The organism is Halogranum amylolyticum, from assembly GCF_900110465.1.
In the GTDB taxonomy this organism is placed as follows: domain Archaea; phylum Halobacteriota; class Halobacteria; order Halobacteriales; family Haloferacaceae; genus Halogranum; species Halogranum amylolyticum.
In genome coordinates this window covers 150,459-174,597 of record NZ_FODV01000005.1, presented here as the reverse complement: position 1 = coordinate 174,597, position 24,139 = coordinate 150,459, and the positions used below count along the sequence as shown (strand labels likewise).

The following is a 24,139-nucleotide window of genomic DNA, read 5'->3' as shown; positions in this document are numbered from 1 at the left end:
GCTCGCGCTGACACCGTAAGACTAGCGACGTCTTTCGTGAACGTCTCGCCGGACGCCCTCCGATCGAGCCGACACCGAGCGAACGGGTGGGGATTATTTACTATCTGAGTAGTAATTGAACGCTAGCGGAGTAACGGTTTCAGAACGGGTTTCGAATTCTCTTACGAGTTCTCCAAGGTTCTCACTCAGATTGGTAACGGTCAAATGATTTTTATACTCTGTTACCGGATTTTGTACCAGATGATTCCGTTTGCCGACGACGCTATCACGCGCGACGAGAAGGCATTGATCCTCGCCTACGATCACGGTCTCGAGCACGGCCCAGTCGACTTCGAAGACGTCCCGGCGTCGGCGGATCCCGAGACGGTGTTCGACGTGGCGACGCACGACGCCGTCACCGCCTTCGCCGTCGGGAAGGGCCTCGCGGAGGCGTACTACCCCTCCTACGAGGACGACGTGAGCCTCCTCGCCAAACTGAACGGGACGTCCAACATGTGGATGGGCGAACCCGACTCCGCCGTCAACTGGTCGGTCGAGAACGCCGCCGACCTCGGCGCGGAGGCCATCGGCTTCACGTTGTACGGCGGGTCGAACAACGAGGTCGAGATGGCCGAGGAGTTCCGCGACGCACAGGAGGCGGCCCGCGACCACGACATGGGCGTCGTGATGTGGTCGTACCCGCGCGGACAGGGGCTGAAGAACGATACCAGCGGGAGCACCATCGCCTACGCCTCCCGTCTCGGTCTTGAACTCGGGGCGGACATCACGAAGATCAAGTATCCCGGTTCCGCCGACGCGATGCAGTGGGCCTGTGACGTCGCCGGCGACACGAAGATCGTCATGTCCGGCGGGTCGAAGACGAGCGACCGGGAGTTCCTCGAGACCGTCGAGACGGCGATGAACGCCGGAGCGTCGGGACTGGCCGTCGGACGCAACGTCTTCCAGCGGGAGAACCCGACGGAGCTGCTCGACGCGCTCGAACAGGTCATCTTCGAGGAAAAGACCACTGACGAGGCGCTCTCCGCAGCGTCCGGGGCGGAGGACCGCGTCGACGCCACCACAGACTGATGGCGATACAGGTGGACTCCTACCCGGAGGAGATCGGAGAGATCTTCGACACGGTCGCCGCCCTCGCTCCCGCCATCCGCGAGGCGCTGCCCGGCCGCCGCGTGCAGAACGACGAGACGAACCCGAGCGGCGAGACGCAGCTCGCGGCCGACGCCTACGCCGACGAGCTGTTCCTCGAGGAACTCGGGTCGCTCGACTCGGTCGTCGAGTACGCAAGCGAGGAGCGGACGAAGGTCGTCCCGACGGACGGCAAGCGAGAGACGGGGCTGTCGGTCGCGATCGACCCGCTGGACGGATCGTCGAACCTCAAATCCAACAACACGATGGGGACCATCGTCGCCGTCTACGACGCGCCGTTGCCTGCGGAAGGAGCGGACCTCGTCGCTGCCGCGTACGTGCTGTTCGGTCCCATCACGACGATGATGACTGCAGACGCCGACGGGGTCACCGAGTATCTCGTCGACGACGGGCAGCGAGAACTGCTCGAGGAGGACGTCCGACTCCCCGACGACCCCTCGGTGTACGGCTTCGGCGGACGCGTCCCCGACTGGACGTCCGACTTCGCTACCTACGCCGAACTCGTCGAGGCCGACGAGAGCATGAAACTGCGCTACGGCGGGGCGATGATCGGCGACATCAACCAGGTGCTCACCTACGGCGGGATCTTCGCGTATCCGGCGCTCGAGTCCGCACCCGTGGGGAAACTCCGACTCCAGTTCGAGGGCAACCCCATCGCCTTCATCATCGAGTCTGCCGGTGGGCGCTCCTCGGACGGCTCCCAGTCGCTGCTCGAGGTCGAGCCGACCGACCTCCACCAGCGCGTCCCGGTCCACGTCGGCAACGACGAGCTCGTCGAGCAGTTGGAGACGGTACTCGGCTGACTGCTCGGTCGACACGATCGTCTCGTTCGACGTTACCGTTCTGCGGTCACGAACCACCGGCGACCCGGCCGCTGACGACGACGCGGCCGACGCCCGCTTCTGGTCACGCGACGAGACACGTCCGGAGCCGACGGAGATCCGTCTGCGGACGGCGGGCGTCGACGGCGTGTTCGCGGCGATCGACGAGATCGGTGGCTGAGCCGACCTACTTCGGCGGCATATCCCAGTTGTCGGCGCTGTCCTGCGGTTCGTAACCGAGGCGTTCCCGAGCGTGGTCGATGTCGAACCAACTGCGCTCGTTGGCGCTGACGCCGTAGAAGATGCCGAAGCGGACGTCGTCGTTCTGCAGACAGCAGTCGACCAACTGTGCGCAGTCCCGACGGGACTGCCACATGCACTTCATCCGGGCGGCCTGTCGCAGATACTCGTCGCTCCCGCGTTCCCACCGCCCGTCGTCGATGCCTCGTTCGGCGTCGCCGAAGGGGTGGTCGTACTCGGGGTCGCGGACGCTACAGATACGGAGCGCGTAGACGTTCATCCCGTAGTTCTCGGCGTACTGGCGGCCGAACGCCTCGCCGGCGGCCTTCGAGGAACCGTACTCCGAGTCCGGGCGAATCGGGGCGGTGTGGTCGAGTTCGACGTCGGTGCCGAAGTAGATGTCCGGCTGGTTCGCGACCTCGGTCATCCCGACGACGTGGTTCGAGGAGGCGAAGACGACGTGCGTGATGCCGGCGTCGCGGGCCGCCTCCAACACGTTGTGCGTGCCGACGACGTTGGCGTCGAGTACCTCGTCGAACGTTCCGTCCGTCCGCGGGTAGCCCGCGAGGTGGACGACGGCGTCCTGGCCCTCGAACGCGGGCCGAATCGCCTCGTAGTCGGCGACGTCGGCGAGAACAGTGTCGTAGTCGGCGTGGGGGTGGTCTCCCGCGACCGTCCGCTCGTCGAGCAAGGTAAACTCGTGTTCGTCTGGGAGATGCTCTGTGAGGGCCGTCCCGACCGTTCCGTGAGAACCAGTAATCAGGATGTCCATACCAGCAAACTGAGGGTATCCCCCTTAGATCTCTAGGTCGAGTTACTGACTTGTCATATATCTCGGATACAGTCTCACATGGAAAACAATTTTGAATAGCCAGTCGCACACCGTGGTATGAAAGTTCACGTCGGAGAGGGTGCGACCGAGGAGGAAGCCAGCGCGATCGCGAGTGCGCTCGCCGAACATCTCGGTGCCGACATCGCGGTCCACGTCGGCGACGCCCCCGAACCCGCTGCCACCGCCGAGCCTCCAGAGATCGACTACCCGCTCGACGACGACCTCGGACCGACCGAGCGCGAGACCGCTCTCCGCGAGGAGATCGACGACATCCTCTCGGGCGGCCCCGAGAAGTACAAACAGCGTCTCCCGGAGCAGGGGAAACTGTTCGTCCGCGACCGACTCGACCTCTGGTTCGGCGACGAGGAGGGAGACGGACTGCTGTTCGAAGACGGGAAGTTCGCCCACTTCGACGGCTGGCATCCGAACTCACCCGACGTCGAGGAGAGCGACCCCGGGAACCGACTGCCGGCGGACGGCCTCATCACCGGCGCCGCCGAGTTCGAGGGTCGCGAACTCCACTTCATGGCCAACGACTTCACCGTCAAAGCGGGGAGCATGGCCGAACGCGGCGTCGAGAAGTTCCTCCGGATGCAACAGCGCGCGTTGAAGAACGGGAAACCGGTGCTCTACCTGATGGACTCGTCTGGAGGACGGATCGACGAACAGACCGGCTTCTTCGCCAACCGGGAGGGGATCGGGAAGTACTACTACAACCACTCGATGCTCTCGGGGCGCGTCCCCCAGATCTGCGTGCTCTACGGGCCGTGCATCGCGGGTGCCGCCTACACGCCCGTCTTCGCGGACTTCACGGTCATGGTCGAGGGGATGAGCGCGATGGCGATTGCGTCGCCGCGGATGGTGAAGATGGTCACCGGCGAGGACATCGACATGCAGGAGCTCGGCGGACCGTCGGTCCACGCGAAGTACTCCGGGAGTGCGGACCTCGTCGCGAGCGACGAGGCGCACGCCCGCCAGCTGGTCGCGCAACTCGTCTCCTACCTGCCGGACAAGGCGGGCGAGAAGCCGCCGAAGGCGGAGCCGAAGCCACCGAAATACTCTCCCGACGGTATCGACGAGCTCATCCCGGAGGCGCCGAACCGCCCCTACGACGTCTTCGAGTTGCTCGACCGCATCGCCGACGCCGAGTCCGTGTTCGAGCTGAAACCGGACTACGGGCCGGAGATCGTCACCGCCTTCTGTCGTATCGACGGTCGTCCGGTCGGCGTCGTCGCCAACCAACCGACCCAGCGTTCGGGTGCCATCTTCCCCGACGCGGCCGAGAAGGCCGCCGAGTTCATCTGGACCTGCGACGCCTACGAGATCCCGCTGCTCTACCTGTGTGACACGCCGGGGTTCATGGCCGGTTCACAGGTCGAGAAAGACGCGATCCTCGAGAAGGGCAAGAAGTTCATCTACGCCACGTCGTCGGCGACCGTGCCGAAACAGACAGTCGTCGTCCGGAAAGCGTACGGCGCGGGTATCTACGCGATGGGCGGCCCCGCCTACGACCCCGAGAGCGTCATCGGGCTCCCCTCGGGGGAGATCGGCATCATGGGTCCCGAGGCGGCCATCAACGCCGTCTACGCGAACAAACTGGACGCCATCGACGACCCCGAAGAGCGGGCGGAGCGCGAACAGGAACTCCGCGAGGAGTACCGCCGCGACATCGACGTCCACCGGATGGCGAGCGAGGTCGTCATCGACGAGGTCGTCCCGCCGAGTACGCTCCGTCAGGAACTGACCAACCGCTTCGCGTTCTACGAGACCGTCGAGAAGTCACTCCCGGACAAGAAACACGGGACGATCCTGTGACTCGCTCGACTCCATCCGAGAACGCCGTGTAAGGGGTCGTTACAGAACTGGTGCGGTCGGTTAGGTGGAATCTACTAACGGGGGTTCCCGTCGAAGGGGGAGGTACGTGGGCGCGCTCGCCCTCGGAGGTGACCGATTTGGCAACACCCTCTCGCTCCGGCGTCGACCCGACCTCGACCGGGACGGTCGAGACGTGTATCGCACGCGGTGCAAGACGAGCGACTCGCTACGAGGCCGCGCTCTGGACGCTGGCGCTGCTCACGCTCGCCCTCGACGTCGTGACCACGACGTACGGACTGCGACTGGGACTCGCCGAGATGAACCCGCTCGTGAACGCCCTCCTGCCGACGTTCGGTCTGTTCGGGACGTTCTCGGTGCTGAAGGGGTCGGCGCTCCTCGTCGGCGTGACCGCCTGGTGGCTGATGCCGTCGGCGTTCCGCGGCGTCGTCCCGCTGGGACTCAGCCTCCCCTGGGCGGTCGCCGGGGTGAGCAACACGGCGTTGCTCGTCACTCTCCACCTCTGAGCGCGCTCACGCCTCTGTTTCTCGCTTCAGCGAGAGCACCGTCCGGTCGAACTCGCAGACGAGCGTGTCGTCCTGGTTGAACACCTCGACGTGCATCGTCACGACCCCGCGCTCGCCGTCGGAGGTCTCGCGTTTCTCCGTTACCGTCGACTGCGCTCTGATAGTGTCGCCGTGGAACACAGGGTGCGGATGTGAGACGTCGTCGTACGAGAGGTTGGCGACGATGGTTCCGTCCGTCGTCTCGGGGATCGAGACGCCGACCGCGAGCGCGAGCGTGTAGATCCCGTTGACCACCCGTTCGCCGAACTGCGTGTCGGCGGCGAACTCGGCGTCAAGGTGGAGCGGCTGTTGGTTCATGGTCATGTCGCAGAACCGTTGGTTGTCGCTCTCGCTCACGGTGCGGCGTCGGTCGTGCTCGATCGTCTCGCCGACCTCGAACTCCTCGTAGTACCGTCCGGGCATACTCCTCGTGGACTCGTATCACAGAAAACCGTGACGGTTGGCAATACCTGGCATTACCAAAACCGATTAATAACGATTATACACCACGACGAGGAACTGTCCCACAACTGCCCGCCGGAGACCGGAGACGGTACAACCGGTTTGCCGGCGGGTAGTCTCACGGCGCGATACAGCCGTGAGGCACGGTCAACACACCAACCCATGTCCCAGGAAACGAGTCCGTCAGAACCGGAAGCACAGGAGACTGCCGTCGAAACCGCCCGTCGACAGCTCGAACGCGCCGCAGCCCACCTCGACGTCGACCCAGGTGTCGTCGAGCGTCTCAAACACCCCACGAAGGTCCACCAGGTATCGATTCCGCTGAAACGCGACAACGGCGAGACGGAGATCTACACCGGTTACCGCGCACAGCACGACAGCGTCCGCGGTCCGTTCAAAGGTGGTCTCCGCTACCACCCCGAGGTCAGCGCCGACGAGTGTATCGGCCTCTCGATGTGGATGACGTGGAAGTGCGCCGTCATGGACCTCCCGTTCGGTGGCGGGAAAGGTGGCATCGTCGTCAACCCGAAAGAACTCAGCTCCGACGAGAAGGAACGGCTCACCCGCCGGTTCGCCCAGGAGCTCCGCGACTTCGTCGGCCCGATGAAGGACATCCCCGCCCCCGACATGGGGACCGATCCCCAGACGATGGCGTGGTTCATGGACGCCTACTCGATGCAACAGGGCGAGACGATCCCGGGCGTCGTCACCGGCAAACCGCCGGTCATCGGCGGCTCCTACGGGCGCGAGGAGGCCCCTGGCCACTCGGTCGCCATCGTCGCCCGCGAGGCGATCGACTACTACGACTGGGAGATCGAGGACACCACCGTCGCGGTCCAGGGGTTCGGGAGCGTCGGTGCCAACGCCGCCCGGTCGCTCGACGAGTGGGGCGCGAAGGTGGTCGCCGTCTCCGACGTCAACGGCGCGATCTACGACCCGACGGGTCTCGACACGAGGGACGTCGAGGGTCACGACGAGCGCCCCGGAATGGTCTCGGGCTACGACGCACCACAGAAACTCGGCAACGAAGAGCTGCTCGAACTCGACGTCGACATCCTCATCCCGGCGGCCGTCGGTAACGTCCTGACGGCGGAGAACGCCAACGACGTGCAGGCGCGGATGGTCGTCGAGGGAGCGAACGGGCCGACGACGACCGCCGCCGACGTCATCTTCGAAGGGAACGACGTCCCGGTGATCCCCGACATCCTCGCCAACGCCGGCGGCGTCACCGTCTCGTACTTCGAGTGGTTGCAGGACATCAACCGCCGCCAGTGGTCGCTCGACCGCGTCAACAAAGAGCTTGAGACGCAGATGTTGAAGGCGTGGAATGCCGTCCGCCGCGAGTACGAGGCGCGCGACGTGACGTGGCGAGACGCCGCCTACCTGGTAGCGCTCTCGCGCGTCGCCGAAGCACACGACGCGCGCGGGCTGTGGCCCTGACGCCCCGGCGGACGTCTCACTGCGCGACCCCCTCTCCGCTGCGGACCACCTCCCTCTGACGAAGCGAGCAGGTGCCACGGACGCCGGTCTCGGTCTCACGGCGTAGTCGTTTCACGGAGCGGCGTGGCACACACCCCCGGCCCGCTCCGTGGTCGCTCTCAGACCACGGTGCGTCTGGTCGCGTTCCCCATCTTGAACGTTCGGCTGCCGTCTGGAGGGGATAGTTGATGCTGATACGGCACGATACTGTAGAGGAGCATCGACCACGTCCGGACTCTCTCCCCCACGAACGGGAGACCTCTCTACGGACGTGCCGACTGCGAGAGGCATGACTCACACTACGCTATCCATCGCTCTCGTCGGACTCGTCGTCGTCGGACTCGTCGCGCTGGCGTTTCCCGGTGCGACCCTCGCACAGCAAGCGACGACCGCGACCGTCGAGGCCGAGTCGACCGACCCCGGCGTGTCGACGACGCACGTCGTCGTCGTCCCCATCGACGAGAACACTACCGGCGACGTCCAGGGACTCCGAATCGACTACGGCGACGCCGACGTCGACACCCGCGAGATCGACGACAACCGCATCGAGGAGTTCGGTATCGACCGCGACGGCGACGAACCCGGCGACGCTGTCGACGTCAGACTGGACGACGACATCACCGACATCGAGTCGGAAGACGACGGACGGGTGCTCTCGGTCGAGGTACAGGGAGGGCGGTCGGCCCGCGTCGGCGACGAGGTCGTCCTCTCGTACCGAATCGAAAACCCGCCCGTGGCCGGGACGTACGACGTGAACGTGACGTACAACCCGCGAACGGTCGCAGCGCAGGCCGTCGCGGAGCTGCGTGTCGGTGACGCCCCTGCGACTTCGGAACCGACGCCGACGTTCACGCCGTCCCCGACACCGACCGCGACTCCGACGCAGACGCCGACCGCGACTCCGACGCCGGAGCCGACACCCACGCCCGAACCCACCGTCTCGCCGACGACCGTGCCGACGGGCGACGCCACGACCGCGGAGACGGCGGATCCGGCGACGGCGGCGACGACCGAGACGGAGAGTCCCGGGTTCGGCGTCGTCGGTGCGCTCGTCGCGCTGACAGTGCTCTCAGGAGTACTCTGGCGACGCGGCCGACGCGGCGAGCGTCGCTGACCCTCTCTGCGGCCACCTGCTTTCAAATCGGTGGCGGACGATGGGGACGGTATGTCCCGACGTAGCGTGATGTTCTCGCCGGGCGACCGCCCGGACCTGATGCGCAAAGCCCCCAGTACGGGCGCAGACACCGTCGTCTTCGACCTCGAGGACGCGGTCGCCCCGGCCCGCAAGAACGAGGCTCGAGAGGCGGTCGCCGAGGTGCTCGCAGACCCCGCGTTCGACCCCGACGCCGAGGTGTGCGTCCGCGTGAACCCGGGCGACGCTGCCGCCGCTGACTTCGACGCCGTCCTCGACGACGACCTCCGACTCGACGCGGTGATGGTACCGAAGGTGAGCGGGCTCGACGACGTCGTCCGGATCGAAGAGCGGATGACGCGGGTGGGGTTCGACCTCCCCGTCCTCGCGCTCGTCGAGAGCGCGGCCGGAGTCCTGAACGCCGACTCGATCGCGACGACGAGCGCGACGGACGCGCTCGTCTTCGGGGCGGAGGATCTGGCGGCCGACATCGGTGCGACGCGTACCGACGAGGGGACGGAGGTACTCTACGCCCGGGAACACGTCGTCCTCGCGGCGAGCGCCGCCGACGTCGACGCGATAGACACCGTCTACACCGACTTCGAAGACACGGACGGACTCCGCGAGGCGACCGAGTTCGCGCTCACGCTCGGCTACGACGGGAAGATGGCGATCCACCCCGCGCAGGTCGACGTCATCAACGAGGCGTTCACGCCGGACGCAGAGCGCATCGAGTGGGCGCGGACGGTGTTGACCGCCCGCGAGGAGGCCGACGCCGAGGGTCGCGGCGTGTTCCGCGTCGACGACGAGATGATCGACGCACCGCTGATCGCTCAGGCCGAACGGGTTCGAGAGCGGGCGCGTGCGGCCGACGAGTGGTGACGGGAAAACGGAGGGTAACCGAGGGAGCGAAACCGCGACGCTGACGGCCGCTCCGGTCTTTCACGGTCGTTCGTGTGGCATGTTATTCCGGCACACTTAACCAACGCCCAAGAAGTGTATCGGTTATGTCGGACGAGGCCAATCCGTTCGAATCCCTGCAGGAGCAGATCGACGACGCCGCCGCGTCACTCGACCTCGAACCGGACGTCGTCAACCGTCTGAAACACCCCGAACGCGTCTTGGAGACGAACCTCTCCGTCGAGATGGACGACGGCACCGTCGAAGTGTTCGAGGCGTTCCGCTCGCAGTTCAACGGCGACCGTGGACCGTACAAAGGCGGCATCCGCTATCACTCGAACGTCTCACGCGACGAGGTGAAGGCGCTGTCGGGGTGGATGGTGTACAAGTGCGCCATCGTCGACATCCCCTACGGCGGCGGCAAGGGCGGGATCGTCATCGACCCGGCCGACTACAGCGAGTCGGAACTCGAACGCATCACGCGGTCCTTCGCGAAGGAGCTCCGCCCGCTCATCGGCGAGGACCGCGACATCCCGGCGCCCGACGTCAACACGGGCCAGCGGGAGATGAACTGGATCAAAGACACCTACGAGACGCTGGAGAACACGACCGCACCGGGCGTCATCACGGGGAAGGCGCTCGACTCCGGCGGCAGCGAAGGTCGCGTCGAGGCGACCGGTCGGTCGACGATGCTCACCGCCCGCGAGGCGTTCGACTACCTCGACGAGGAGATCGAGGATGCGACCGTCGCCGTCCAGGGGTACGGGAACGCCGGCTGGATCGCCGCGCGTCTCATCGACAATCTCGGCGCGGACGTCGTCGCCGTCTCCGACTCTAGCGGCGGAATCTACAAGGAAGGCGGCTTCGACCCGAAAGCCGTCAAGGACGCGAAAAACGAGTCCGGCAGCGTCACCAGCTACGACGACTACGACGAGGAGCTGACGAACGAGGAGCTGCTGACGCTCGACGTCGATCTGCTCGTCCCCGCTGCGCTGGAGAACGCCATCGACGGCGACCTCGCACGGGACGTGAAGGCGGACGTCGTCGTCGAGGCCGCCAACGGCCCGCTGACGCCCGAGGCCGACGACGCGCTGACCGAACGCGACGTCCACGTCTTCCCGGACATCCTCGCCAACGCCGGCGGCGTCACCGTCTCGTACTTCGAGTGGGTGCAGAACCGCCAGCGCTTCTACTGGACCGAAGAGCGCGTCAACGAGGAGCTCGAACGGATCATCGTCGACGCCTTCGAGAACATGGTCGACGCCTACGAGACGAACGACCTCGCGAACTTCCGCACCGCCGCCTACGTCGTCGCCATCGAACGCGTCGCCAAGGCCTACCAGCAGGGCGGTAACTGGCCGTAAACTACCCTGCCCCACTCCCTCGGCGCTAACCCGCCTCGGCTCTGAGGGCGTCGCCAGCGACCGTCGGTTTCTGGCTGTTAACCAGAACTCTTCGACTGCTGGTGATGGGCTACCCGATGGAGCCTCGCTCCATCGAGTTCGCTCGTCGAGGAGGAGCCACCTCAAACTGTGCTGACACGACTGCTTTTACCGTTTGCCACCGTCTACCGACGGATGGACAGCCGCAAACTTGGGTCGATAGGGATCGCCGCACTCCTCCTCCTGAGCGGGTGTACGGCGTTCCAAGGAGGCGACACGGCGTCGCCGACTGCAACGGCGGAGTCGACGGCGACCGAGTCGGAGATCGCTGGCACGACAACGACGGCCGGAGAGACGACGGCACACGTCGGCTGTCAACCCGGCGAGATCGAGAAAGACGGGACCTGTCAGGCCGTCGTCTCGGGCGGAAACGCCGCAATCTTCGCCGTCGAGAACCTCACCCCCATCACCGCCGAACGGACGACCGTCGACGGGACGCCGGGCTACCTCGCCCGGCCCGCGGACGACGGCACCTACCCCACCGTCGTCCTCATCCACGAGTGGTGGGGACTCAACGAGAACATCGAACACATGGCCGACGTCCTCGCGGGCCACGGCTACGTCGTGTTCGCCGTCGACCTCTACGACGGGGAGGTGGCGACTGACTCCGCGCGCGCCGGCGAACTCGCGGGCGACGTCCGGAACGACCCCGAGGAGGCCCTCGCGAAGATGGATCGCGCCGTCACGGCGCTCCGCGCAGCGCCGTACACCACCGACCGGGTCGCCAGCCTCGGATGGTGTTTCGGCGGCGGGCAGAGCCTCCAGTTGAGCCTCAGCGACACCGAGTTGAACGCGACGATGATCTACTACGGGTCGCTGACGACCGACGAGTCGGAGTTACGGAACGTCGACGGGCCCGTTCTCGGTATCTTCGGCGCGGAGGACGACTCGATTCCGGTCGAGACCGTCCGCGAGTTCGACCGGACGCTCGGCGAACTCGGCGTCGAACGGGAGATCCACGTCTACGAGGGCGCTCCGCACGCCTTCGCCAACCCGAGCGGCGAGCGGTTCCACCCCGAGGCCACCCGGGACGCCTGGAACGAGACGCTCGTCTTCCTCGACGAGAACCTGAAGGAGTGAGTCTGGGGGCTACTCCCACAGCGCGTCGACGCGTCGAACTACACTCCACCCGACCGTACCGGCGGCGAGCGTGAGACCGGCGAGCGCCGTCTCCGTCCGGTAGTCGAACCACCACGGCGAGGTCGTGTGATCGAGGCTGTACTGGTACACGCGTTCGTCGCGGACGACGGAGAACCGGACGTCGCCGCCGTCGCCGTCACTCTCGCCGTCACCGTCGAGGAACCACGGCCGTTCGGCGAGGGTGGCGGTCCCCGCCCGGCGGGCCGACGTCAGCGTCGCCCGCTCCTCGTCGCCGAGTGTGGACCAGAAGTACGCCTCGTCGTGGATGGCGTTCGCCTCGTAGTCGACACCGACGTACGACAGCGTGTACGTCTCCTCGGCGGAGACGACCGCGGGCGCGGCGAGCGCACCGAGCGTCACGGCGAGGGTGACGACCAGAAGCGCACGGCGGGCGGATGGTCGGTCTGTGGAGGGCATCCTACCCGTCGACAGCGGTGGGTGGCGGATAACTGTTCTGTCCGGTGTCGATAGACACAGATACGCATAACCCCAGACAGAGAGCGACCCGATTGATTCAAGCCCCTGCACGATACCACACCAAACGATGCGCCACGACCACCTCATCTCCGCGAACCAACTCACGCGGGAGGACATCGAGGCGGTGCTCGACCGGGCGGCCGACATCGCCGAGAACCCCGCGGCGTTCCGGGAGCGACGCGCCGGGTCGGTGCTCGCACTCTGTTTCTTCGAACCGAGCACCCGAACCAAGATGAGTTTCGACACGGCCATGAAACGGCTCGGCGGCGACACAACCGACATGGGGTCGGTCGAGTCGTCGTCGGTGAAGAAAGGCGAGAGCCTCGCCGACACCGTCCGCGTCATCGAGGGGTACGCCGACGCCATCGTCCTCCGCCATCCGAGCGAGGGAGCCGCGAAGTTGGCGACGGAGTTCGTCGACGTCCCCGTCGTCAACGCTGGCGACGGCGCGGGTCAGCACCCGAGTCAGACGCTCTTGGACCTGTTCACGATCCGCGAGAACGCCGGGCTCGACGACCTCACCATCGGCATCATGGGTGATCTGAAGTACGGGCGGACGGTCCACTCGCTGTCGATGGCGCTGACTAACTTCGACGCTCGTCAACACTTCATCAGCCCCGAGAGCCTTCGTCTGCCCCGGAGCGTCCGTTTCGACCTCCACGAGGCGGGCGCACAGGTCCGCGAGCACACCGAACTCGACGAGGTGCTCTCGGAGCTGGACGTGCTCTACGTCACCCGTATCCAGCGCGAGCGGTTCCCCGACGAGAACGAGTACCGCCAGGTCGCCGGCGAGTACCAGATCGACCTCGACACGCTCGAGGCCGCCAACGACGACCTCACGGTGATGCATCCGCTGCCGCGCGTCGACGAGATCGCCCCCGAGATCGACGAGACGACGCACGCGACGTACTTCGAACAGGCACACAACGGCGTCCCGGTCCGAATGGCGCTGCTCGACTCCCTGCTGGAGGACGACCGATGAGCGAACACGAACTCCGCGTCTCGAAGATCCGCAACGGCACCGTCATCGACCACGTCACCGGTGGGCAGGCACTCAACGTCCTCGCCATTCTCGGCATCGACGGCGCGTCCGGTGAGTCCGTCAGCATCGGGATGAACGTTCCCTCCGACCGCCTCGGCAAGAAGGACATCGTCAAGGTCGAAGACCGCGAGTTGAGTCAGTCGGAGGTGGACGTGCTCTCGCTCATCGCGCCGGAGGCGACCATCAACATCGTCCGCGATTACGAGGTCGTCGACAAACTCCGCGTCGAACGCCCCCAGACCGTGACGGGCGTACTCTCGTGTCCGAACCGCAACTGCATCACACAGGCGAACGAGCCAGTCGTCTCGAAGTTCGACGTCGTCGACGACGGCGTCCGCTGTACGTACTGTAGCGAGATCATCCGCGAGGACATCGCCGACCACCTCGACGTCGCCTGAGCGCCCCGAGCGCCGTCGGCCGTCCCGACGCGTCTGCCTCTCGGCCGTCCCGACGGTGTCCGGCTGACGGCCGTCTGACGCGCTCCAGAAACGTTTTGACGATGTACTCCCTCAACTCGCCCATGTCTCACAAAGCGAAGTTCGTAGTCGTACTGGCAGTCGTCGCGATGGCGTACGTGTTCACAACCGCCGGGGCAGAACCGGTCGAGGTCGAAGTCGAAGCGTAGTCCGAGACGCCCTTTCTCACGCGGTCGACGCTCGTCGGGAACGAACGACTTAGGCACGGGGCTCTCCAAAGCCACGATATGTATGGGGTCGTCACGCGGAACGCACCGGAGGTCGAGTGGTCCGAGTTCGACCGCGGTTTCTACGAGGTCAAGGACGTCACCGGCCGCGCGGCCGCGCCGCTACCGAACGCCGTCAACATGGTGTCGTGTTTCGGGGACAACGCCGCCGCCAACGAGGATCCGGAGCTCGTTCCCGTCGACGACGCGGGCGAACTCGCCACCCGCGACCGGACCTACTTCGACTGGGCGTACATCTGCCCGACCCACGAGAAGTACCGCGAGGGACTGCTCGAGATCGTCGAGGACTGCGCCGAAGAGAACGGCGACGTCCGACTCGACGACGTCGGCTTCCCGCGCGAGGAGTACTGCCACTGCGAGCGGTGTGCGCGACTGTTCGCGGAGAGCGACTACGAGGACCGCTTGGCGTGGCGCGCGTCGGTGATCTCCGACTTCGTCGCCGAGGCGGCCGACCGCATCCCCGGGCGGACCTACCTCACGCTCTACCCCGACCCGTATCCGGGCCATCTCTACCGGCGGGCCGGCCTCGACGTCGACGCGCTCTCGGAGTACGTCGACGAGTTCGTCGTCCCGCTGTACGACACCCACTACGGGACGACCTACTGGCTCGAGACGATCGCCAAGGGGTTCCAGAGCCTGTTGGGCTGGACGCCCGAGCGTCCCGACGAAGGGACGCCGTTCTCCCTCGAACTGTACGCCGTCGACGTCGACATCGACGACCTCGTCCACGCGACGGAGGTCGCAGACGCCTACGCGAAGGACGTCTTCTTCGGCTACGACGCGAGCAACGCGGCGGCGACGCTCAGACGGATGAAAGCCGACGAGCGGGCGGGGAAGACGTTCGGCGACGACTCGTAACCTCCTCGTTCACACGGCGACTCATAAAAGACACAGAATGTTCGGGAAGGGGTTCGGAATGAATCATTGCGCTTGCGTCCGTCGGTTTCGGTAGTGCTTCGAGGCCAAACGTGTCTCGGAGTATGGGCCTTCGTAAGTAGGCCCCGAACAGACCGTTCCGACCGTCGTATGGCGGTCGAACGTCGGGGACGGATGACACCACGCCTCTCACGTCGGCTTCCCCGACGATGAAGCGGGGGGAGTCCACCGACAATTAAAGTGGTATGAGACGGCGTCGAACGAAGACCACGAGTCGGAAAACCACGCAGGAAACCCCTCCGTGTGCCCGACCTGCCATCGTGCAACCCGCCCTCGACGGCGGATGAAGTCGTTCGAGACGGCGTCGCCGTCTCGTGATGACGGAAGACGCACCGCGTCTTCCGAACCATGTGGGACGAAACCCCTTGCGGGGGAAAGCCCATGACTTCAGTCGTGGGTAACTTACGCGCCGCCCGAGAGGAACCAGACGACGACGATACCGAGAATCGCGACGAGGATGGCGACGGCGAAGAGACCGTACAGCAGTCGGCGTTGACCGGCGGTCGGTTGGGCCATACTCGTGCCAAGTGCGGGAGTCGCTTAGTTCGTGCGGTCAGCGTTCGTGTAGCCGGTGTGTTCGTCGGGGCACGCCGACCGCGCCCGACGAAACTTCTATGAACGATTGTGATAATTGTTATCACATGGCGACCAAAGCAACTGCTCCGAACCTGTCGAAGTGTCTCAAATGCGGCTTCACAGCACCGGCGGGCGGCACCGAGTGGGACCACGTCGAGTCTCCGCCGCTGGGTCGAATGACACGTTGTCCGGAGTGTGGGTCGACGAACGTCCTCAGCGGACGGTGAGTCGGCGAACGTTCTCGGCAGACGGGAACCGCGAACGTCCTCAGCGGACGGTGAAGGGGGGTTGTAGGGCGTAACCCACTTCAGCCCCCGCCGAGACTCAACCCCTATGAGCGACGAGTCACGCCGCGTCGTCGTCGACACCGACACCGCCGGCGACGACACCCAGGCACTCCTGATGTCTCTCACCTCTGACCGCGTCTCGGTCGAGGCGGTGACGATCGTCGGGGGGAACGTCGAGTTCGAGTACGAAGTCGAGAACGCGAAGTACACGCTCGAACTCGCCGACGCCGCCGACGAGGTCCCCGTCTACGAGGGCGCACGGGGGCCGCTCGTGAAAGACCACGAGTTCGCCGACCACGTCCACGGAGAGGGCGGACTCGGCGGCGACCTCTTTCCCGACACCGACGTCCCCTCGGCGGACGGCTACGGACCGGACGTCATCGTCGAACAGGCACGCGAGCACTCCGGAGAACTCACCTTACTCTGTATCGGGCCGCTGACCAACGTCGCGCTCGCCTGCCGGCGGGAACCCGAGTTGAACGACCTGCTCGACGAGGTGTGGGTGATGGGCGGCGCCGTCAACACCCTCGGAAACGACACCCCGAGCGCGGAGTACAACTTCTGGGTCGACCCCGACGCGGCGAAGGTCGTCGTCGACGAACTCGACGTCACGCTGGTCGACTGGGGACTCTGCATGGAGGAGGGGACGTTCGGTCCGGACGTCCTGGAGCGTATCGAGGCCATCGACACCCCCTACGCCGAGTTCTACCGCGAGATCACGACCCACGTCCGGGAGTACACTCGCGAGAAACAGGGTGTCGACGCGGTCACCCAACCGGACTCGCTGGCGGCGGCGCTCATGCTCGCGCCGGAACTGCGCGGCGAGGTCGGTCACTACTACGTCGACGTCGACGAACGCGAGGGGATGACCCGCGGCTACAGCCTTGTCGACGAGAACGGGATGCTCGGCGAGGAACCGAACACCCACGTCGTCGAGTCGATCGATACAGAACTGTTCACGGAGATGTCGATAGCGATGCTGAAGGGCGAGACGCCCGAGTCGGTGCTGTAGCTACAGTTCCTCGAGCGGTTCGGCGTTGTCGAACGACGGCGTCGGCCCGTCGCCTGGCGCGGCCCACTCGGCGGCATTCGCGAGCACCTGTTTGATCTCGTCGCGGTAGTAGATGGGGTACGTCTCGTGGCCCGGTCGGAAGTAGAAGACCCGTCCAGACCCGCGGGTGTAGCAGCAGCCCGAGCGGAACACCTCGCCACCCTCGAACCACGAGTTGAACACGAGCGTCTCCGGCGCGGGGACGTCGAAGCGTTCGCCGTACATCTCCGCCTCCGGCATCTCGACGTACTCGTCGAGCCCGTCGGCGATGGGGTGGCTCGGTTCGACGACCCACAGCCGCTCCTTCTCGCCCGCCTCGCGCCACTTCAGCGAACAGGTCGTCCCCATCAGTTTCTTGAAGATCTTCGAGTAGTGCCCCGAGTGGAGTACGAGTAGCCCCATCCCGTCGAGGACGCGTTCGTGGACGCGCTCGACGATGTGATCCGCCACCTCGTCGTGGGCGCGGTGCCCCCACCACGTCAGCACGTCGGTGTCGTCGAGGACGCCCTCCGTCAGCCCGTGTTCGGGGTCGTCGAGCGTCGCGGTGTGGGTGTCGAAGCCGTGTTCCTCCAGTCCGTCCGCGATGGCCGTGTGGATACCGTCGGGGTACACCTCGGCGACCTCGTCGCTGTGTTTCTCGTGTCGGTACTCGTTCCAGACGGTGACGCGTGTCATCGGTCACATCTCTCGGGGGGAGGTCAAGTGGGTTGTGGACCCGGCCGGGTTCCGCGTCGCCGTCGTTCTCGATACTCGTACTGGAGTTAACAAAAGTATATAGACAGTCACTCCGTTTACACCCGGTGAGTTGTCAGAATGGGCGTGCCGAAGAGAGAAGGTGTAGTCATCACGTTGCCACTGCAAATCGATTCGCCCTGACGCGGGAGGTGAGTGTGTAAGAGAGGATGCGGACTCGATTCACCTCAGCGCTGGTTCCTCGGCGACTAGCGCGCTGAGGAGCTTATTCTCTCCCGCCCGAAGATGCTGGTGGAAGGTGGCGGGTGCGATGTTCATCGACTCGGCGATCTCCTCCCCAGTACTCGTGCGGGGCCATTCGAAAAAGCCCGCATAATAAGCAACCTCGAGAGCGGTCCGCTGGCGGTCGGTGAGGTCGTCAGTGAAGACTTGATGGATACGTTCAGTCGTCTGGTCGCGCTGGGGGACCTGTCGTTGAGCGAGCAGCTCGGGGGCAAGGTACGTGTCTCGGACGATGTCAGTCATCTGTCGGACATCCATGCCTAGAGGCACTTCGACGATCAGCCGGAAGTCACCGTCCTCGATTGTCGCCGTCTGGATGCGGCCGCCATGCGCCGCAACGGTCGAGAGAACCGGAGGCTCGACGAGCCGTAGCTTGTAGCGAATCTCGTCGGACGTCTCGGTCACCACGGTGAGTTCTGCGAAGTGGGGGAGTTGGTCGGCGAGTGCCTCCAGCGCCTCGAAGGCGTCCCCGGTGGTCGTGCCGTACATGAGGAACTCATCGTCGCCGAGAGGAACGGCCTGGTCGAAGGTGATCCGGCTCTCCTCTGGGGCGGAGACACCGAAGTCGTCGAGGACGTCGTGTGCCAGGAACTCCAGTTCGACGGCTTCATCGCTCATCAGCGCCTGCCTGCGCTCGTAGGCGTTGATGGCGTGGCCGACGACCTCGCCGAGCTGTCCGACGATACTGCGTTCGTCTTCGGCGAAGGCGCCGACCCGCTCGGAGTAGACGCCGAGCACTCCGTAGAGGGTGTCCTTGTGGACGATCGGAATCGCGGCGAACGAACGGAACCCGTACGTCTCGGCAGCGTCTCGCCAGGGCTCGAAGTCCGGGTCGGCGAAGACGTCACCGGAGACCTGGAGTTCGCCGGTCCGGAACGCCTGGCCGATCGGCTCGTGGAGGGCCGACGAGAGTTCGACGTCATCCAGATAGCCCTCGACTCCGGCTTCCACGCGCGGGGTTACCTGCTCTGTGGTCGGATCGACCGCGGCGATCCACGCGAACTTGTAGGAGTCTGACGCGACGAGCTGCTGGCAGGCCGCCTGCTCGATTTCCTCACGAGTGGATTCCTCGATGACCGCGTCTGCGATCTTCCGAACGACCTTGTTGAAATCGTTGAGCGCGGCGAGCTGTTCACGCTGACGCTTGAGTTCCCGCTTGCGCTCGACCCGCTCGGTGACGTCGTGGGTGTAGGCGACGATTCCCTCGATTTGGGGGTCGTCGAGCAGGTTGCGCCCGCGGGCCTCCAGCCAGCGCCAGGAGCCGTCGGCGTGGCGGAGCCGGAACTCCGCAATCGGGCGGTTCTCGCCCTCGTCGACGGTCTCGGCGACCCGCTCCCGCATCGTCTTGCGATCCTCGGGGTGGATGTACTCGAAGACGTTATCACCAACCAACTCTTCGGGATCGTAATCGAGGACGTATCCGACCGAGGGCGTAATATACTGGATCGTCCCGTCAGGGTCCAGCACCGCATTGACGTCGGTCGATTCCTCGAACAATGTCTCGTAGCGTTCGAGTTCCCGTTCGCGTTCCTTGCGCTCGGTGATGTCCCGGAAGTACACCGACAGCCCCGTCTCGGAGGGATAGACGTTGGCCTCGACCCAGAACGCCAGGGGTTCGAAGTAGATCTCATAGTTGGTCGGTTCGTTGGTCTTCAGGGCTTCGTGGAGGCTCTCCCAGGCGGGCGTCTCGGTGGCCGACGGGAACTCCTCCCAGACACTTTCACCCAGCAGTTCTTCTTCGGTGTGCTGGAGTAATTCTTCGGCCTGCTCGTTGACGTACGTAAACCGGAAGTCGGTGTCGAGCGCGTAGAACGCGTCGTCCACCCGCTCGAATACGTCGTCGATCTCGTGTTTGAGGTGTTGGGCCTGCGTTTTCAGTTCAGTGATGTCGGTTATCAGTCCCTCGAGTATCGGTGGCTCCTCAGATCCATCCCCGACGGCGCGGCCACGCTCCCATACCCAATGAGTTTCGTCGTCGGCTGTCCGGATGCGGTACTGAACCGTAAACTGCCCGTCGTGTGCGAGGTCCTCTTGAACGGTGTGCCAGACGTGATCAACATCGTCTGGGTGGACGATGTCGTCGCCAAAGCTGATTCGGCCGGTCTCCAGCGCCTCTGGGTCGTATCCCGTCAACTGGCGACAGCCGTCGCTGACGAACTCCATCGGCCACCCTGTCTCGTTCCGGCACCGATAGATCATCCCCGGCACGTTCTCAACGAGTGTCGAGAACGACCGCTCAGTCTCGGCGGCCCGCTTGGGGGGCCGCCACCAGACCTGTTCTTCTGTTCCGACCGTCTTGGTCCTCAGGAATCCCTGATCGACCAGCTCGTCCAGTCGGGCGGCACCACGTCGCTGCGAGACATCAAGGCGCTCGGCTACTTCGGTCGCGGTCAGCGGTTCGCCCAGATCAGCAGATTCCTCAAAGACCGTGAGAGTGTCTCGTAAGCCATCCGTTAACACGTCCGAGACCATTACTATCACAACTACCTCCGCAGGGATGAAAGCACGGATAGGTCAGTTGCATCCTCCGGCAACCGTACCACCTCTCTCTCTCTTCTCTGCAGTTCCGCTTGCTGAACGCAGCCTCTGTAGCTACCAATCCGATTCTTCTATAGTATAGTAGCTCGGGTGAGTGATGACTTACACTCGTTACTGTAGCTCGTGCAACTATCTACACCCCCGACCGCACGACAGCGGCCGGTCAGGTGTGTGATGGCTTGCACTCGTTACTATCGACACAGGATGGTCTGTGACCGACTTACGCTCTCTATTCAGCACGCCGATCTCGGCAGGTAAGACTCTTGTGACGTCATAGAGTACGAAGACTTCCGTTACTCGCTATTGGGGATCCTCGTGGGAGTCAGTAGTTCGCTCCCGCAAAAATCGACGACGACCCCTTTCTACCGCCCGTCGCCTCGGTGGGTCAGACAGAACACTCCGCGGAATCCGTAACAGCGTTCAATAGCCGAGCGGTCGTCTCTCTGGTGTCGGGCGACGACCCTCCGAGCGACGACACGTCGCGACGAGAGGCGTCACTCGCAGATAGGTGAAAGACGATGGTACAAACGTTCGATATCACAGACGACGAGGTCGGAAAGAAAGTAGTCGACGCCGACGGGGAAGCCGTCGGGATGGTGACAGAGGTACGACACGGGACGGCCTACGTCGACGCAGAGCCCGGTCTGAAAGACAAACTGATGGCCAAACTGGGCTGGGAGCACACCGACGAGGACGCCTACCCGCTCCAGAAGTCGGAGATCGATGCGATCACCGACGACGAGATCCGACTCCGTCAGATGTGAGCGACACGACTCCCGGGAGTCGCGACTCGCGTTCCGGACACCGACGTCCGTTTTTTCCCCGATAACCGCCCGTCGAGCGGATCGCCCGTCTCGCCCGCGAGTCAGACGTCCGCCGTCTCCGAGGATGTCGTCTCCGTCTCTACGTCTGCCTCCGCCGCATCGTCCGACTCGCGTACCACCAGCACCGACACGTCGGACCCGCGGACGACGCGCTCGGTGACGCTCCCCAACAGGTAGCGGTCGACGCCGGTCCGCCCGTGGGTCCCCATCACGACCAGTTCGATCCCCTCGTCCGCGACGTAGTCAAGGATCGTCTCGACGGGGGTGCCCGTGAGTACGGCCGTCGCGACGTCGACGCCGCGGTCGGTCGCCGCCCGTTCGATTCGTTCGACTGTCTCCGTTCCTTCGCGTTCGAGTGCGGCGGCGACGAGCTCCGATCCGCTGCGCAGTCCGGCGATGGCCGACTGGTTGACCACGTAGAGGGCGTGGAGTCGAGCACCACACCGTTCGGCCAGGGCGAGGGCGTGGTCGAGCGCCTCCGCCGCTGCGGGGCTGCCGTCACTCGGGAACAGTATCTCGTCGTACATTCCTGCTAGTACGGGCGCAACACAGTAGAAACGACCGGTGGGACGGAGCGATCGAGTAGGCGGCCGAGGGTTCGACTACGTGGGACGCGGGTTACGCGCTCTCGCCTCGCTCGCGCGCCTCGCGAGCCGTCTCCTCGCAGGTCCGTAGCGCCTCGTACCGGTCGGCGTCGTCGAGCGAGACCGTCTCGACCACCGTCCAGCCGTCGTCGCCGAGCAGCAGCGCCTTCACCCACGCGTCGGTCGCGAGCAACACCGCGTCGGTGGGACCGTCTTCGTCGACGGCGATAGCCAGTTCGACGGCGTCCGAGCGGTTCAGCGCGGTCACCTCGCCCTCGTCGAGCGGTCGCGGTGGCAACGAGTCCAACAGTGTCATATCGGAGAGGGCGGGTGCGAGCGTGTTGACGCTTGCGAACTGCGTCTCGCTGGCTGGTCGTCGACGACGAGACGACAGATGGATGATCGGCGCGACTGCCGCGCCAGAGTCGCTCTCGTCCTCGAAGTCGAAAGCTTTCTGCCCCGGGGCGGTGGATGGCCGGACATGTCGCACGCTGACGACTCGGCCGACCGCGCCGGGCGAGTCACCCTCGCTGTCGTCGCCCTCACCCTCCTCGCGCTGGCCGTTCGCCTCGTCGGACTCGGAGCCCGGTCGTTCCACTGGGACGAGGGACGGGTCGGTTACTGGACGCTCCGGTTCGCGGAGACCGGCGCGTTCGAGTACCGACCGGTCGCCGGCGGTCCCTTCCTCTATCTGGTCGATCAACCCGTCTTCGCCCTGCTCGGTCCCTCCGACTTCTCCGCCCGCCTCGTGGTCGCGCTCGTCGGCGGACTGCTCCCGCTCGCCGCGCTCCTCTTCCGACGCCGACTCGCCGCGGACGAGACCGTCCTCTTCGCGGGCGTCCTCGCACTCAGCCCCACGCTCGTCTACTACTCGCGGTTCCTCCGCGGCGACCTTCCGCTCGCGGCCTTCTCGCTGGTCGCCTTCGGCTGTCTGGTGAGCCTCGTCGACACCGGTCGTCGGCGCTACCTCTACGGGGCGACGCTCGCCGGTGCACTCGCGCTCACCACCTCGGGATTCGTCGTCGGCTACGTCGCCTGCTGGCTCGTCGCCGGCTGGCTCGTCTTCGACCACGTCCGCGTCTACCGCGAGGAGGGTGGAACCGCACTCGACCGCGTCTCGCGTTACGGCCGGACGCTCGTCGCGTGGGCGACGCCGCTGGCGCGGGCGTTCCTCCTCGCCGTCGGCGTCGTGCTGTTCTTCTACGCCCCGCGGAGCGCCGACGGTACCGGCCCGGATCTCTGGAACCCGGCGACCTTCCCGGCCGTCCTGGAGGAGGCGTTCTACGGGTCGTTCCGGAAGTTCGTCGGCGTCCGTCTGGAGTACCGCGACGGCCACGAGTTCATCTCGTACCTCGTCGCCCACTTCGAACTGGTGGTCACGCTGGCCGCGCCGATGGTCGTCCTCGGTCTGTTCGGGTTCGCCGTCGAACGATACGCGGGCCAGAACCGGCCGGTCGTCGCCTTCGCGAGTTACTGGACCGGGGCGTCACTGCTGTTCTTCCCGGTCATCACCGAACTGACCGCGCCGTGGGTCGTCGTCCACAGCCTCGCACCGCTGACGCTGCTATCGGGGGTCGGCGCGGCGAAGGTCGTCCGGTTCGCGCAGGCGGCCGTCGGCCACCGCAACGCCTCCCGAACGGGCGTCGCCGCGCTGTTACTGCTCGCGGTCGTCGCACAGGCCGGCGCGGTCACCGCGTCGAGCGTCTACGGCCCGAGCGACCGGGACAACCGGATGGCGCAGTACGGACAGCCCGCGGGCGACCTCGGAGCGATGGCGACCAACGCCTCCGCGGCGATCGCGGGCAACGACGGGACCGACGTCGTCTACGTCGGCGAGCGGTTCTACCTCACCGACGACGCGTCCGCGGACTACCCACCGGTGCCGGAGTCGTGGGGGAACCGCCTGCCGCTGCCGTGGTACTTCGAGCGGATGGACGCCGAGACGTCGAGCGTCTCGAACGCGACGCGACTCGACGCGCTCGACGAGACGCCGCCCGTCGTCGTCGCCGAACCCAAGTTCAGAGCGGCGCTCGACGCTCGACTCGACGGCTATCGGGTGACCGAGTACGAACTCGCGCTGTGGAACCGGGAGATACTCGTCTACACGCGTCGGTGAGTACCGTCGGAGTCGCGAACGGCGTGCTCGTCGCTCGTGGCGCGGCCGAGAGAGGAGA

Annotated in this window: 23 protein-coding genes; 16 read left to right on the top strand and 7 right to left on the bottom strand. The window is 65.4% G+C overall.

Annotation, left to right across the window (positions count from 1 at the left end; genetic code table 11):
- Positions 1 to 240: 240 nt before the first annotated feature.
- Together BSG17_RS11855 and BSG17_RS11850 are read left to right on the top strand one after the other, a co-directional pair.
- Positions 241 to 1,068: a class I fructose-bisphosphate aldolase gene (locus BSG17_RS11855; RefSeq protein WP_089824298.1), complete on the top strand. Its 828-nt coding sequence runs from the start codon at positions 241 to 243 to the stop codon at positions 1,066 to 1,068.
- Positions 1,068 to 1,949, top strand: a complete 882-nt coding sequence (locus tag BSG17_RS11850) for a class 1 fructose-bisphosphatase (RefSeq protein ID WP_089824296.1) — start codon at positions 1,068 to 1,070, stop codon at positions 1,947 to 1,949. The genes BSG17_RS11855 and BSG17_RS11850 overlap by 1 nt, the downstream gene beginning before the upstream one ends.
- 205 nt (positions 1,950 to 2,154) lie before the next feature.
- Here BSG17_RS11850 and BSG17_RS11845 read toward each other — a convergent pair whose 3' ends face one another.
- Positions 2,155 to 2,979 (bottom strand): NAD-dependent epimerase/dehydratase family protein, encoded by an 825-nt coding sequence (locus tag BSG17_RS11845; RefSeq protein ID WP_089824294.1) that lies wholly within the window; start codon positions 2,977 to 2,979, stop codon positions 2,155 to 2,157.
- Between the two features lie 117 nt (positions 2,980 to 3,096).
- Here BSG17_RS11845 and BSG17_RS11840 point away from each other — a divergent pair, with 117 nt between their 5' ends.
- Both BSG17_RS11840 and BSG17_RS11835 read left to right on the top strand, forming a co-directional pair.
- Positions 3,097 to 4,854 (top strand): acyl-CoA carboxylase subunit beta, encoded by a 1,758-nt coding sequence (locus BSG17_RS11840; protein ID WP_089824292.1) that lies wholly within the window; start codon positions 3,097 to 3,099, stop codon positions 4,852 to 4,854.
- Positions 4,855 to 4,991: 137 nt separating this feature from the next.
- Positions 4,992 to 5,378, top strand: coding sequence for a DUF5658 family protein (locus tag BSG17_RS11835; protein WP_244531520.1), 387 nt, complete (start codon positions 4,992 to 4,994; stop codon positions 5,376 to 5,378).
- A gap of 6 nt (positions 5,379 to 5,384) precedes the next feature.
- Here BSG17_RS11835 and BSG17_RS11830 read toward each other — a convergent pair whose 3' ends face one another.
- Positions 5,385 to 5,840: a MaoC family dehydratase gene (locus BSG17_RS11830; RefSeq protein ID WP_089824290.1), complete on the bottom strand. Its 456-nt coding sequence runs from the start codon at positions 5,838 to 5,840 to the stop codon at positions 5,385 to 5,387.
- Positions 5,841 to 6,041: 201 nt separating this feature from the next.
- Between BSG17_RS11830 and gdhB the strand changes: the two genes are divergently transcribed.
- The 5 genes from gdhB (at position 6,042) to BSG17_RS11805 (ending at position 11,912) form a co-directional block, all read left to right on the top strand.
- Positions 6,042 to 7,319 carry a glutamate dehydrogenase GdhB gene (gdhB, locus tag BSG17_RS11825; RefSeq protein ID WP_089824288.1) on the top strand — a complete coding sequence of 426 codons (1,278 nt, stop codon included), beginning with the start codon at positions 6,042 to 6,044 and terminating at the stop codon, positions 7,317 to 7,319.
- Positions 7,320 to 7,647: 328 nt separating this feature from the next.
- Positions 7,648 to 8,472 (top strand): PGF-CTERM sorting domain-containing protein, encoded by an 825-nt coding sequence (locus tag BSG17_RS11820; RefSeq protein ID WP_089824286.1) that lies wholly within the window; start codon positions 7,648 to 7,650, stop codon positions 8,470 to 8,472.
- Between the two features lie 51 nt (positions 8,473 to 8,523).
- A complete protein-coding gene (locus tag BSG17_RS11815) occupies positions 8,524 to 9,372 on the top strand; it encodes an HpcH/HpaI aldolase/citrate lyase family protein (RefSeq protein ID WP_089824285.1) in 849 nt (282 codons plus the stop codon).
- 125 nt (positions 9,373 to 9,497) lie between these two features.
- On the top strand, positions 9,498 to 10,754 hold the full coding sequence (locus BSG17_RS11810; RefSeq protein ID WP_089824283.1) for a Glu/Leu/Phe/Val family dehydrogenase: 1,257 nt from the start codon (positions 9,498 to 9,500) through the stop codon (positions 10,752 to 10,754).
- A 213-nt stretch (positions 10,755 to 10,967) separates the two neighbouring features.
- On the top strand, positions 10,968 to 11,912 hold the full coding sequence (locus BSG17_RS11805) for a dienelactone hydrolase family protein (RefSeq protein ID WP_089824281.1): 945 nt from the start codon (positions 10,968 to 10,970) through the stop codon (positions 11,910 to 11,912).
- Positions 11,913 to 11,921: 9 nt separating this feature from the next.
- Here BSG17_RS11805 and BSG17_RS11800 read toward each other — a convergent pair whose 3' ends face one another.
- Complete coding sequence (locus BSG17_RS11800) at positions 11,922 to 12,389, bottom strand: hypothetical protein (RefSeq protein ID WP_089824279.1); 468 nt, start codon at positions 12,387 to 12,389, stop codon at positions 11,922 to 11,924.
- Positions 12,390 to 12,516: 127 nt separating this feature from the next.
- On the opposite strand from BSG17_RS11800, the gene pyrB reads away from it, so the two are divergent.
- From pyrB to BSG17_RS11780, 5 genes are all read left to right on the top strand, one after another.
- Complete coding sequence (gene pyrB / locus BSG17_RS11795; protein ID WP_089824277.1) at positions 12,517 to 13,431, top strand: aspartate carbamoyltransferase; 915 nt, start codon at positions 12,517 to 12,519, stop codon at positions 13,429 to 13,431.
- Complete coding sequence (gene pyrI, locus BSG17_RS11790; protein WP_089824274.1) at positions 13,428 to 13,889, top strand: aspartate carbamoyltransferase regulatory subunit; 462 nt, start codon at positions 13,428 to 13,430, stop codon at positions 13,887 to 13,889. Before pyrB ends, pyrI begins: the two co-directional genes overlap by 4 nt.
- A 305-nt stretch (positions 13,890 to 14,194) precedes the next feature.
- Positions 14,195 to 15,052 carry a hypothetical protein gene (locus tag BSG17_RS11785; protein ID WP_089824272.1) on the top strand — a complete coding sequence of 286 codons (858 nt, stop codon included), beginning with the start codon at positions 14,195 to 14,197 and terminating at the stop codon, positions 15,050 to 15,052.
- 719 nt (positions 15,053 to 15,771) lie between these two features.
- On the top strand, positions 15,772 to 15,933 hold the full coding sequence (locus BSG17_RS27000; protein WP_170864787.1) for a hypothetical protein: 162 nt from the start codon (positions 15,772 to 15,774) through the stop codon (positions 15,931 to 15,933).
- 106 nt (positions 15,934 to 16,039) lie between these two features.
- On the top strand, positions 16,040 to 17,005 hold the full coding sequence (locus tag BSG17_RS11780; RefSeq protein WP_089824271.1) for a nucleoside hydrolase: 966 nt from the start codon (positions 16,040 to 16,042) through the stop codon (positions 17,003 to 17,005).
- On the opposite strand, the gene BSG17_RS11775 is transcribed toward BSG17_RS11780, so the two are convergent.
- Complete coding sequence (locus tag BSG17_RS11775; RefSeq protein WP_089824269.1) at positions 17,006 to 17,719, bottom strand: ThuA domain-containing protein; 714 nt, start codon at positions 17,717 to 17,719, stop codon at positions 17,006 to 17,008.
- A gap of 240 nt (positions 17,720 to 17,959) precedes the next feature.
- The gene (locus BSG17_RS11770; RefSeq protein WP_089824267.1) at positions 17,960 to 20,491 is read right to left on the bottom strand and encodes a PAS domain S-box protein; all 2,532 of its coding nucleotides are present in this window, start codon (positions 20,489 to 20,491) and stop codon (positions 17,960 to 17,962) included.
- Between the two features lie 584 nt (positions 20,492 to 21,075).
- Here BSG17_RS11770 and BSG17_RS11765 point away from each other — a divergent pair.
- The gene (locus BSG17_RS11765) at positions 21,076 to 21,321 is read left to right on the top strand and encodes a hypothetical protein (protein WP_089824266.1); all 246 of its coding nucleotides are present in this window, start codon (positions 21,076 to 21,078) and stop codon (positions 21,319 to 21,321) included.
- 101 nt (positions 21,322 to 21,422) lie between these two features.
- Here BSG17_RS11765 and BSG17_RS11760 read toward each other — a convergent pair whose 3' ends face one another.
- Both BSG17_RS11760 and BSG17_RS11755 read right to left on the bottom strand, forming a co-directional pair.
- Complete coding sequence (locus tag BSG17_RS11760) at positions 21,423 to 21,908, bottom strand: universal stress protein (protein ID WP_089824264.1); 486 nt, start codon at positions 21,906 to 21,908, stop codon at positions 21,423 to 21,425.
- Positions 21,909 to 21,999: 91 nt separating this feature from the next.
- Complete coding sequence (locus tag BSG17_RS11755) at positions 22,000 to 22,281, bottom strand: DUF7964 domain-containing protein (RefSeq protein ID WP_089824262.1); 282 nt, start codon at positions 22,279 to 22,281, stop codon at positions 22,000 to 22,002.
- Between the two features lie 165 nt (positions 22,282 to 22,446).
- Here BSG17_RS11755 and BSG17_RS11750 point away from each other — a divergent pair, with 165 nt between their 5' ends.
- Entirely contained in the window at positions 22,447 to 24,081 is a 1,635-nt protein-coding gene (locus tag BSG17_RS11750) for a flippase activity-associated protein Agl23 (protein ID WP_170864786.1), read from the top strand.
- Positions 24,082 to 24,139: the final 58 nt, after the last annotated feature.